Here is a 9,583-nt window from a genome sequence, read left to right as displayed (position 1 = left end):
CGGCCTTTGAGCGCGACCGGGCTCAGATCCAGCAACGGGCGGTTTTGCGAGAACCGCCCGTTTGCACATTCTGGCAGATTTCCCAGACACAAGAGCGCGCCATAAGCCGTAAAACCATTGCGCAGGGAAGGCCGGGATGTCCCGGCGTCACCTGTGGTCACCCCGCGTGCGTTTCTCGCGTGCGGACCCTGGGTGCCAGCCGGCGCCCGGCCTTCCCTGCGCCCTCTCTTCTCGATGAGGGTGAAGACGGATAGCAAACCTCGGGCGCCTGCGCCGCGAGACCGAGAACGTGTGCGCGCCGCTCTGCAAGACCCATCCTGCCACGGTCAGCCATGTTGCCGCGCCGCCACCAAGTTCATCTTGCACTGCGGCAGAAAAATATCGCACACTCGCTCGTGCCGGGCATCCAAGCGAGCTCGAACCGAGGAGCGAGCCATGTCCCTCCAGACCATACCATCCGACGCCACCGAGCATCGCCCCAACCGTCCCGAGGATGTCCAGGCGATGGAAGCGGAGGCGCGCCTGCGGGACGACATCCGCCTGCTCGGGCGCATCCTGGGCGATACCGTGCGCGACCAGGAGGGCGCCGAATTGTTCGAACTGGTCGAGCGCATCCGCCAGACCTCGATCCGATTCCACCGCGACGAGGACCGGCTCGCCCGCCGCGAGCTCGAGCAGATCCTCGATGGCATGTCGATCTCCGAGACCGTGCGGATCGTCCGCGCTTTCAGCTATTTCTCCCATCTCGCCAACATCGCCGAGGACCAGAACAACATCCGGCAGATGCGCGCCCGCACCGCGGGCAAGAACGGCGGCTCCGGCGTGCTGGCGGAAACGCTCGTCCATGCCAAGGCGGCGGGCATCGGCCCCGACGCGCTGCGCAATTTCTTCAAGACCGCACTGGTCAGTCCGGTGCTGACCGCGCACCCGACCGAGGTCCGCCGCAAGAGCACCATGGACCGCGAGATGGAGATCGCAGCCCTGCTCGATCGCCGCGAGCGCGTCGCCCTGACCGCCGAGGAGGCCGCCGCCAGCGACGAGCAGCTCCGCCGCGAGGTGCTGACGCTGTGGCAGACCAACCTTTTGCGGCGGACCAAGCTCACGGTGCTCGACGAGGTCGCCAACGGCCTGGCGTTCTACGACTACACCTTCCTGCGCGAGGTGCCGCGCCTGATCAACGCGCTCGAAGATCGGCTGGAGGAGGGCGGCGAGCAGGCGGCGGGCGAGCTCGCCTCGTTTCTGCGCATGGGCAGCTGGATCGGCGGCGACCGCGACGGCAATCCCTTCGTCACCGCCGACGTCATGCGCGGCACGCTGCGGCTGCAGTCCAGCCGGGTGTTGCAGTTCTATCTCAACGAGCTGCACGTGCTCGGCTCCGAGCTGTCGATCGCCGCGCATCTCGCCGATGTCTCCGAGGAATTGCGCACGCTGGCGGAACGCTCGCCGGATACTTCGCCACACCGAAGCGGCGAGCCTTATCGCCTCGCGGTGTCCGGCATCTATGCGCGCCTTACCGCGACCGCCGAAAAGCTGGAAGTCGAGATCACGCGGCGGCCGGTCGGCAAGGGCAAGCCTTACGAGAGCGTCAGGGAGCTGCAAGCCGATCTCGACGTGCTGCACCGCTCGCTGATCTCGAACAATGCCCGCGTCATCGCCCGCGGCCGGCTGCGGCTGCTCCGGCGCGCGGTGGATTGCTTCGGTTTCCATCTGGCGCGGCTCGACATCCGCCAGAACTCTGCCGTGCATGAGCGCACCATTGCCGAGCTGATGGATGCTGCCAACCCCGGCATGTCCTATCTCGCGCTCGGCGAGGACGCCCGCATTTCGCTGCTCACCAACGAGTTACGCTCGACGCGCGCGCTGGTCTCGCCATTCGTCAAGTACAGCGACGAGACCATGGGCGAGCTCAACGTGTTCCATGCTGCCGCGGAAGCGCATGCGAAGTTCGGTTCGGACGCGATTCCCCAATGCATCATCTCGATGTGCAAGGGCATGTCGGACATGCTCGAGGTCGCGGTGCTGCTCAAGGAGGTCGGCCTCGTCCATCCCTCCGGCCGCAGCGCCATCAATATCGTCCCCCTGTTCGAGACCATCGAGGATTTGCAGGCCTCCTCCGGAATCATGGACCGCATGCTGTCGTTGCACGATTACCGCCGCCTCGTCGACAGCCGCGGCTGCGTGCAGGAGGTCATGCTCGGCTATTCCGACAGCAACAAGGATGGCGGCTTCGTCACCTCGGGCTGGGAGCTCTACAAGGCTGAGATCGGCCTCGTCGACGTGTTCGAGCGCCACGGCGTGCGCCTTCGCCTGTTCCACGGCCGCGGCGGCTCGGTCGGTCGCGGTGGCGGTCCGAGCTATGATGCCATCATCGCGCAGCCCGGCGGTGCCGTGAACGGCCAGATCCGCATCACCGAGCAGGGCGAGATCATCTCGTCGAAATATTCCAACGCCGAGGTCGGCCGCTACAATCTGGAGATCCTCGCCGCAGCGACGCTGGAGGCGAGTCTGCTGAATCCGCGCCAGAGCGCGCCGCGCCGCGAATATCTGACCGCGATGGACGAATTGTCGAACCTTGCCTTCAGGGCTTATCGCGGCCTCGTCTACGAGACCGATGGATTCGTCGACTACTTCTGGTCATCGACCGTGATCAACGAGATCGCGACGCTCAATATCGGCAGCCGCCCGGCCTCGCGCAAGAAGACGCGCGCGATTGAGGACCTTCGTGCCATTCCCTGGGTGTTCTCCTGGGCGCAATGCCGTCTGATGCTGCCGGGCTGGTACGGTTTTGGCAGCGCGGTCGAGCAGTGGATCGCCGAGCATCCCGACAAGGGCATGCCGTTCCTGAAGGAGCTCTACCAGGAATGGCCGTTCTTCCGCATGCTGCTCTCGAACATGGACATGGTGCTGGCGAAAAGCTCGATCGCCATCGCCTCGCGCTATGCCGAGCTCGTGCCGGACGAAGCCCTGCGGGAAAAAATCTTCGGCCGCATCCGCCGCGAATGGCATTCCTGCATCGAAACGCTGCTCGACATCATGGGCCAGGACCGGTTGCTTCAAAGCAATCCGCTGCTGGAGCGCTCGGTGCGCCACCGCTTCCCCTATCTCGATCCGCTCAACCACGTCCAGGTCGAGCTCTTGAAGGAGCATCGCGCGCAGAACCCGGACGAGCAGGTGCTGCGCGGGATCCAGCTCACCATCAACGGCATCTCGGCTGGCTTGAGGAATACGGGTTGACGTCGTCGTTCCGGGGCGATGCGAAGCATCGAACCCGGAACCTCGAGATTCCGGGTTCGGCTCTTCGAGCCGCCCCGGAATGACGGCACTATCTCACGGCTTCATGGCGCCCTGCACGCTGGTGTAGACGGCATAGAGCGATGTCGAGCCGCAAATATACAGCCTGTTTCGCTGCTGGCCGCCGAAGCACAGATTGGCGACTGTTTCCGGAATATGGATCTTGCCGAGCAATTCGCCCGATGGGGTATAGCAGCGCACGCCGTCTTCGTTCGGGTCGCCCCAGCCCACCGAACACCAGACCCGTCCTTCGGTGTCGCAGCGGACGCCGTCGGTGATGCTCGGTTTTGGCATTTCAGCGAAGACCTTGCTGTTCGACACCTTCCCCCCGGTCACGTCGAGATCGAACACGCGGATATGGGACGGGTTGTCCGGCCCATCGGTGAACCCGGTGTCGCAGATATAGAGCTTCTTCTCATCCGGCGAGATAGCGAGCCCGTTGGGCTCCACAAAATCGTCGACGACGACTTTGACCTCTCCGGACTTCGGATCGACCCGGTAGACGTTCTTCTTGTCCTGCTCGGGCTCGGCCTTGATCCCCTCATAGAAGCCGCCGATCCCGTAGGCAGGATCGGTGAACCAGATCGCGCCATCGGCCGTCACCACCGCATCGTTGGGCGAGTTCAACCGCTTGCCGTTGAACTTGTCGGCGATGATGGTGATCGAGCCGTCGAGTTCGGTCCGCGTCACGCGCCGACCGCTATGCTCGCATGTGATCAGGCGTCCCTCGCGATCGATGGTGTTGCCGTTCGAGTTCATGGAGGGCTGACGGTAGACGCTGAGGTGACCGTCATCCTCGGAGAAGCGCATGATGCGGTTGTTCGGAATGTCGCTGAACAACAGGTAGCGCCCCGCGGCGAAATACACCGGACCTTCGGCCCAGCGGAAGCCGGTGGCGACCCGCTCGACGGCCATGGTGCCGGCGAAGGCGGGAAAGCCGGAGGGCCCGAAGGATGGCGGCCCCTTCTTGGCGGATTCCAAGTGGGAGTCCGGATAGCGGCTGCCCGGCAGTGGTCCCAAGGGCAACGGCGCCGTCGATCTCGTCGGCGCGCCTGTCTGGCCCAAGGGCGCGACGGAGGCTGCCAAGGCCGCGTTCATGGTAACGCCCGTCGCCGCGACTGCGGCCGCCGCGCCCTTCAACAGGGTGCGGCGCGCGAGAGAGGGTTCGCTGGATTCGGCAGAAATGGTCAGTGGTTTCGTCATAGTCGCCTCCCATTTTTTTGTTGGGAGGAAAACCATCCGCCTGCAATCGGGCGTAAAGCGGGCGATCCCGGCCGAACAACCGGAGACCGCGATGCAGCAATAGCTTGGAATCCAGCTAGACGGGATCCCAGGTGAAGATGTCGGCCGAGCGGTCCAGCTTGTAGAACGACCCCTTCAGTGCCGGCATGCCGTGTTCCGCGATCGACTGCGGCGTCCAGCCCTCGCTTCGCTGCACCGAGCGGATCGGACGGTTCTGGCTGAACAGGAAGATCTCGTTCATGCGCACGCCAAAGATCTGCCCGGTGACGTCCCTGGCGGAATCGCCCAGCAGATAGCCGCAGAGCGGGGCGATCTTCTCCGGTCCCATCTGCTTGATCTTCTCGACCCGCGCTTTCTCGGCTTCGGTCTCGGTCGGGATGGTGCCGATCATGCGGGTCCAGGCGAACGGCGAGACGCAGTTGGAGCGGACGTTGAAACGGCCCATGTCGAGCGCGATCGACTTGGACAAGCCAACGATGCCGAGCTTGGCGGCGGCATAGTTGGCTTGGCCGAAATTGCCGATCAGGCCGGAGGTCGAGGTGAAATGGACGAAGGAGCCCGACTCCTGCTCGCGGAAGATCCGCGCCGCGGCGTGGGAGACATAGAACGAGCCCATCAAATGCACCTTGATGACCGCTTCGAAGGCCTCCACGCTCATCTTGTGGAAGATCATGTCGCGCAGGATGCCGGCATTGTTGACGACGCCGTCGAGCCGGCCGAAATGATCGGTCGCGGTCTTCACGATCTTGCTCGCGGGAATGGCTTCGGCCACCGACTCGAAATTGGCAACGGCAGTGCCGCCGCGCTTCTTGATTTCCTCGACCACTTCTTCGGCGGGCGCCGTGTTCGAGCCGGCGCCGTCGGCGGCGGCGCCGGGATCGTTGACGACGACCTTAGCGCCTTCCGCGGCGCAAAGCAGCGCGATCTCCCGCCCGATGCCGCGGCCTGCGCCGGTGACGATGATGACCTTGTCTTGCAGTGATTTGCTCATGCGTGTGTTCTCCTGTTGTCTGCGTCATTCCGGGGCGTGCGAAGCACGAACCCGGAATCTCGAGGTTCCGGGTCTGGTCCTTCGGACCATCCCGGAACGACGAGGGCTTACCTCTCGTTCGTAAACACGATCGTGCCACTCGCCGCGAACATGCCGCCGACGCCGTGGCACACCGAGACCTTCGCGTTCGGCACCTGTGCCGGCGCGGTGCCACGCATCTGCCGCACGCTCTCCTGGAGCGCGTACATGCCGTACATGCCCGAATGCATATAGCTCAAACCACCGCCATTGGTGTTGAGCGGCAGCTTAGCCCCAGGCCGCGTGTTGCCGTCCGCAATGAACTTGCCCGTTTCCTCATAGGGCATGAAGCCGAGGTCGCCGAGCCCGAACAGCGGCAGATGTGCAAACGCGTCGTAGATCATGAGATGGTCGACGTCCTTGTGCGCGATGCCGGCCTCCTTGAAGGCGAGGGGCCCTGCGGTCTTGAACGCGCGCGAGGAATTGAACGTCTCCATCTGGCTGACCATCGGTGTTTCCACGCTCTCGCCAGTGCCCATGATGTAGACCGGCTTCCTCGGAAAATCCTTGGCTCGGTCGGCCGAGGTCAGGATCAGCGCGCCGCCGCCGTCGGTGACAAGGCAGCACTGGAGCAGGCGGAACGGATAGGCGATCATGCGCGAGTTGAGCACGTCCGCGACCGTGATCGGCTCCTTCATCATCGCGCGCGGATTTTTGGCCGCCCATTCCCGCTGCACCACCGCGACCGAAGCGAGCTGCTCGTGCGTGATGCCGTAGGTCTTCATGAAGCGCAGCACGGGGATCGGGAACATGCTGGGCGGGCCGTAGACCCCATAGGGCGCCTCGAACTGGCCGTTGAGGCTGTCCGGTGGCGTCGAGCGCGGCAATTTGCCGATCATCGACTTGCCGCTCTCGGCATGGGTGATCAGCACGGTCTTGCACAGACCGGCCTCGATCGCCGCGGCCGCGTGGCGCACGTGCAGCATGAAGGAGCAGCCGCCGACGGAGGTGCCGTCCACCCAGGTCGGCTTGATGCCTAGATAATGGCAGACCTGCTGTGGCGTTTCGACCGCAGTCGCAAAGCCGTCGATGTCGGAGAGCTTCAGCCCGGCATCGGCGATAGCATTGAGCGCCGCGTCGGCGTGGAGCTGGAGCTGCGAGGCGTTGGGGATGACACCGAGCTCGGTGGTCTCGGCCGCGCCCACAACGGCAACCTGGTTCTTGCGCATGGCCTAGCCCTTCGCCGGACGGAAGACGGGAAGGGTGATGTTGTCGTCGAGCTTCTCAAAGGCGACCTCGAGCTTCATGTCGAGCTCGAGCGCTTCGGGCGTCTGCGGACAGTCGATGATGTTGCTCATCATTCGCGGCCCCTCATCGAGCTCGACCACGGCGATGGCGTAAGGCGGCGTGAAGCCGGGCGCAGCGGGACGGTGGTTGATCACGTAGCTGTAGAGAAAACCATTGCCGCTCGCCTTGAACACCGAGACCTTGCGCGAGGCGCAGGACGGACAGAACGGGCGCGGCGGGAAGTAGATATGCGCGCAAGCGTCGCAGCGCTGGAGGCGCAATTCGCCCGCCTTCGTGCCGTCCCAGAAATGCTGGGTCTCTGGCGTCGGTTTCGGTCGCGCGCGCTGCGGTTCGGCCATATCGGCAGCTCCTCCCAAGAGACAGGCTTCGCGCCCGCCTGTTTCGATCTTGATGCGACAATCGACTATAGTGCGTCAACGGTCCAGCAATGCGCATGCATGCCATCATGCGCACAATGCTTGTGTCGACCTCGGCCGGCGCTATAGATTGCGCGCGCCAATATTCCGTGAGACAGACATGCCCGATTTTCCGACACTGGCGAAGCTCGCCGGAGACCTCGAAGGCGGCCGCACGACCTCCCGCAAGCTGGTCGAGGCGTGCATCGCCAGGATCGCCGATCCGGCCGGCGAAGGCCAGCGCGCCTTCATCCATGTTGACAAGGATGCTGCGCTCGCGGCCGCTGACGCGATGGACGGCTTGCGCAAGGCCAAGGCCGCGCCGTCGCGCTATGCCGGCATCCCGATCTCGATCAAGGATCTCTTCGACATCAGGGGCCAGGTGACGCGCGCCGGCTCCCGCGCGCTCGACGATTCCTCACCGGCCGAGCAGGATGCGGTCGCAGTGGCCCGGCTGCGCAAAGCCGGTTTCGTCGTGATCGGGCGCACCAACATGACCGAGTTCGCCTATTCCGGCATCGGCATCAATCCGCACTATGGGACGCCGAAGGGCGCATGGAACCGGGCGGAGGGCCATGTGCCCGGCGGCTCGTCCTCGGGCGCGGCAGTGTCCGTGCTCGATGGCATGGCGCATGGCGCCCTCGGCACCGACACCGGCGGCTCCTGCCGGATTCCGGCCGCCTTCAACGGCATCGTCGGCTACAAGCCGACGCAGCGCCGTGTGCCGCTCGACGGCGCGGTGCCGCTGTCGTTCTCGCTCGATAGCATCGGGCCGCTGGCGCGATCGGTCAGTTGCTGTGCCATACTCGACGCGGTGCTGGCCAACGAGCCGATCGTTCCGCTCAAGCCGCGGCCGATCCAGGGCTTGCGGCTGGCGGTGCCGACCACGATCGCGCTCGACGACCTCGATGCACAGGTCTCCGAGACCTTCGAGCGCGCGCTGAAGGCGCTCGCCGATCACGGCGCCATGGTCGAGCGCATCGAAATGGCTGAATTCCACGACATCGGCCCGATGAACGCCAAAGGCGGCTTTGCAGCTTCCGAAAGCTATGCCTGGCATCGCTATCTCATCACCGCGAAGGGCGACGTCTATGATCCCAGGGTCGCCGTGCGCATCATGCGCGGCGAGGTGCAGAGCGCGGCCGATTACATCGATCTGCTCAACGAGCGGCGCTCGCTGATCGCCCGCGTCAATGCACGGATTGCGCCTTATGACGCCCTGGTGCTGCCGACGACGCCCAACACACCGCCGAAAATCGCCGATCTCGCCGACGACCAGGCATTCGCCCGCGAAAATATCCGCGCCTTGCGTAATTGCAGCCTGATCAACCTGATCGACGGCTGCGCCATCTCGCTGCCTGCGCATCGCGAGGGCCACGTTCCTGTCGGCTTGATGCTGGCGGGGGCGGGCGGGACCGACCGCCGCATCTTCGAACTTGCTGCCGGCATGGAGGCCGTAATCCGTGTTTGACCTGACCTTCACCGTCGACGCCCAGGACACCACAACGCCGCTGACGCTGGCGATCGACCAGGCCTTCATCGCCGGCTGGACCGGCCGCGATCCGGTCGCGCGCGACAAGCACATCGCCGAGCTCGAGGCCGTCGGCATCGCCCGGCCGGCCTCAACGCCGATCTACTATCGCGTCTCGGCGCGGCGGCTGACGATGGAAGACCGCATCGAATGCACCGGCGGCGACTCGTCCGGCGAGGTCGAGTTCGTGCTGCTCGGGTGGCAGGGCCGCATCTTCGTCGGCTGCGGCTCCGATCACACCGACCGCAAGGTCGAGGCCTATAACGTCACAGTGTCCAAGCAGATGTGCGACAAGCCGATCGCGTCGACGCTGTGGGAGCTCGAGGACGTCGTCGGCCATTGGGACAAGATGATCCTGCGCTCCTACGCCACGATCGACGGCGAGCGCATGCTCTATCAGGAGGGCACCCTCGATGCCATGCTCCCGGTCACTGAGCTCATCGCACGCGGCTTTCCGGGCGGGAAGCTGCCCGACGGCTGCGCAATGTTCGGCGGCACCTTCGCCGCTAAGGGCGGCATCCGCCCTGCCGACCGGTTCGAATTCGAGCTGGAAGATCCCGTGCTGAAGCGAACGATCAGGCATGGGTATGACGTGGTGACGCTGCCGGTGAGGGGCTAACTCTCTCCTCACCGTCAGCAAAGCGAAGCAATCCAGAATTGTTCTGCGGTGGCAGTCTGGATTGCTTCGTCGCAAGGGCTCCTCGCAATTGTGCATGTTCACTAATTCGCTGATTGGATCGCTCCAGCGGAGGACGATCCGATGCGCGACAACAGCTATGACCGGACGATTGAGCGCAACTATCTGCA

General features: G+C 64.6%; 7 protein-coding genes. 3 read left to right on the top strand and 4 right to left on the bottom strand.

Features of this window, described 5'->3' with window-relative positions; translation table 11 throughout:
- Positions 1 to 435 precede the first annotated feature (435 nt).
- The gene (ppc, locus tag IVA92_RS17000; protein WP_247276053.1) at positions 436 to 3,234 is read left to right on the top strand and encodes a phosphoenolpyruvate carboxylase; all 2,799 of its coding nucleotides are present in this window, start codon (positions 436 to 438) and stop codon (positions 3,232 to 3,234) included.
- A 93-nt stretch (positions 3,235 to 3,327) separates the two neighbouring features.
- Here the strand turns inward: ppc and IVA92_RS16995 are convergent, their stop codons facing one another.
- The 4 genes from IVA92_RS16995 to IVA92_RS16980 form a co-directional block, all read right to left on the bottom strand.
- Positions 3,328 to 4,494 carry an SMP-30/gluconolactonase/LRE family protein gene (locus tag IVA92_RS16995; RefSeq protein WP_247276052.1) on the bottom strand — a complete coding sequence of 389 codons (1,167 nt, stop codon included), beginning with the start codon at positions 4,492 to 4,494 and terminating at the stop codon, positions 3,328 to 3,330.
- Positions 4,495 to 4,609: 115 nt separating this feature from the next.
- On the bottom strand, positions 4,610 to 5,524 hold the full coding sequence (locus IVA92_RS16990; protein WP_247276051.1) for an SDR family oxidoreductase: 915 nt from the start codon (positions 5,522 to 5,524) through the stop codon (positions 4,610 to 4,612).
- A gap of 107 nt (positions 5,525 to 5,631) precedes the next feature.
- On the bottom strand, positions 5,632 to 6,771 hold the full coding sequence (locus tag IVA92_RS16985) for a thiolase (protein ID WP_247276050.1): 1,140 nt from the start codon (positions 6,769 to 6,771) through the stop codon (positions 5,632 to 5,634).
- 3 nt (positions 6,772 to 6,774) lie between these two features.
- Positions 6,775 to 7,188 (bottom strand): Zn-ribbon domain-containing OB-fold protein, encoded by a 414-nt coding sequence (locus tag IVA92_RS16980; RefSeq protein WP_247276049.1) that lies wholly within the window; start codon positions 7,186 to 7,188, stop codon positions 6,775 to 6,777.
- A 178-nt stretch (positions 7,189 to 7,366) separates the two neighbouring features.
- Between IVA92_RS16980 and IVA92_RS16975 the strand changes: the two genes are divergently transcribed.
- Both IVA92_RS16975 and IVA92_RS16970 read left to right on the top strand, forming a co-directional pair.
- Positions 7,367 to 8,716 (top strand): amidase, encoded by a 1,350-nt coding sequence (locus tag IVA92_RS16975; protein WP_247276048.1) that lies wholly within the window; start codon positions 7,367 to 7,369, stop codon positions 8,714 to 8,716.
- Positions 8,709 to 9,395, top strand: a complete 687-nt coding sequence (locus tag IVA92_RS16970; protein WP_247276047.1) for a DUF2848 domain-containing protein — start codon at positions 8,709 to 8,711, stop codon at positions 9,393 to 9,395. Before IVA92_RS16975 ends, IVA92_RS16970 begins: the two co-directional genes overlap by 8 nt.
- The last annotated feature ends 188 nt before the right edge of the window (positions 9,396 to 9,583 follow it).

Source organism: Bradyrhizobium sp. 154, from assembly GCF_023073875.1.
In the GTDB taxonomy this organism is placed as follows: domain Bacteria; phylum Pseudomonadota; class Alphaproteobacteria; order Rhizobiales; family Xanthobacteraceae; genus Bradyrhizobium.
Note: the sequence above shows the minus strand (reverse complement) of the source record. Positions and strands in the feature narration are given on the sequence as shown.

Bases quoted from the DNA above. Each gene is read 5' to 3' on its own strand.
- ppc (WP_247276053.1), top strand. From the start codon at position 436: ATGTCCCTCCAGACCATACCATCCGACGCCACCGAGCATCGCCCCAAC.
- IVA92_RS16995 (WP_247276052.1), bottom strand. From the start codon at position 4,494: ATGACGAAACCACTGACCATTTCTGCCGAATCCAGCGAACCCTCTCTC.
- IVA92_RS16990 (WP_247276051.1), bottom strand. From the start codon at position 5,524: ATGAGCAAATCACTGCAAGACAAGGTCATCATCGTCACCGGCGCAGGC.
- IVA92_RS16985 (WP_247276050.1), bottom strand. From the start codon at position 6,771: ATGCGCAAGAACCAGGTTGCCGTTGTGGGCGCGGCCGAGACCACCGAG.
- IVA92_RS16980 (WP_247276049.1), bottom strand. From the start codon at position 7,188: ATGGCCGAACCGCAGCGCGCGCGACCGAAACCGACGCCAGAGACCCAG.
- IVA92_RS16975 (WP_247276048.1), top strand. From the start codon at position 7,367: ATGCCCGATTTTCCGACACTGGCGAAGCTCGCCGGAGACCTCGAAGGC.